A 1,581-nucleotide genomic window follows, 5' to 3' on the forward strand; every position below is an offset into this window, starting at 1 on the left:
ACCATTTTTTGAACAGAGAGAACAGGCACGATTAAGAAGGGAAAAGGAAGAGCTAAGGCCGACCCCGCTCCCCAAAAGGCAGATAAAGAATGTCTTGATCGTGGATGACGAAGAGGACTTGTGCTGGCTCTTAACTAATGCCTTGCAAAGTAAAGGGTATAATGTATCAGCTACCAATAGCATAATTAAAGGTATAGCCTGTCTAAAGGAGAAGATACCCAATTTGGTATTATTAGACCTAAAGTTACCTGACGGGAATGGAATGGATATGCTTCCCGAAATCAAAGCGGCAGCCCCGCAGGCAGTAGTAGTCATAATTTCCGCTTACGGCAGTGAAGAAAAAAGGGCAGAAGTGAAGGACAAGGATGGGGTTCACGGTTTCATTGACAAGCCGTTTACTGAGGAAAGGATATTGGAAATTATAGCACAGTTTCAAGAGAGGAAAGACCCATATACATGGACAGACTGGTCGGCAGAAATGTCTAAAGTCAAGGGCTGACCTTCTTATTTCTATTTAGGGGTCATCAATGGGGAGAGGGAGCATAGGAAGGAAAAGGGGAAGGCAATTTTAATATGAGAAGAGATTTAGATACTATAAGAAAACCAGTGAGTTTACCTTTACTATTTGATGAGGAAGTGATTAAGTATTTTACGGCAAGCTACGATGTTGGGAGTTCACTTGCTTCATCTTGGAGACTGGGTAATTTATACCTTACCAATAAAAGACTGCTTTTTGTTCAGGGAAGAAAGATACTATTCAAGGTTCTACTCAGTCAAATAAAGACTATAAATATAGTAAAGAGGGGATGGATTTTGGGCAAGAAAGTAAAACAAATTAATATAGTATCTGAAGGCAGGAGAGTGCCATATATTGCCATAAAAGATCCTGAGAATTGGAAAAAGGTAATTGAGGAGAGGACACCGGATTCACAATTTACATCTTCTGATCCACAGCTCACAACCCCTAACTCGCAGTCTGATCAAGTAATTTTAAAAGAAAAGGGTAGTTATTTAACTCCCGGTCAATCAAGGTGGGGTCTGGGAACCCTTCTTCTTACCCCTGAGAAACTCACTTTTTTTACCTCTAAATCGGGATTGGTAGGGGAGATACCACTCAGAAGCATAAAGGATTTAAGAATAGAAAAAAGAATATATGGAGTTAGTCAAAGTGATACTATCAGTATAGTATATGAATCTTTTGGTGAATTATCCAAAGCCTGGATTATAGCACTTAATTTAGAGACTTGGAGAAAAGAGCTGTATAAGAGAGTATTACTAAAAGTAGACCGGGAGACATTAAATAAAATTGTTACCGAATTGGATGCCGATTCAAAAGAGATACTCAGGTTTCTTTATGAGCACCGGCACGCCAGAATCGACACCTTAGCCCAGCTCATAGAGGCTCCTACCCATATGTATATTTTACTTAAAATAAGGGAGATTATCAACCCCACCGCTGAAAAGATGATCGGCTATCCGATACTCTCCTTCGAGAGTTCAAAAGTTGACCGGGAAACTGGCGAGAAAGTTTTATTTAGTTGGTGGCTCACTGGTCAGCCTGATCAAGAGCATCAAGAGAGA

The 1,581-nt window shown here is 40.2% G+C and carries 1 protein-coding gene and 1 pseudogene; both read left to right on the plus strand.

Annotation, left to right across the window (positions count from 1 at the left end; translation table 11 throughout):
* On the plus strand, positions 1–499 hold a 499-nt coding region (locus COZ07_RS08590), incomplete at its 5' end, for a response regulator (RefSeq protein WP_406608154.1).
* A 74-nt stretch (positions 500–573) separates the two neighbouring features.
* A pseudogene (locus COZ07_RS08595) lies at positions 574–1,581 on the plus strand (hypothetical protein); the annotation flags it as partial.

The organism is Candidatus Infernicultor aquiphilus (genome assembly GCF_002784285.1).
GTDB classification, from domain to species: Bacteria; Atribacterota; Phoenicimicrobiia; order Phoenicimicrobiales; family Phoenicimicrobiaceae; genus Infernicultor; species Infernicultor aquiphilus.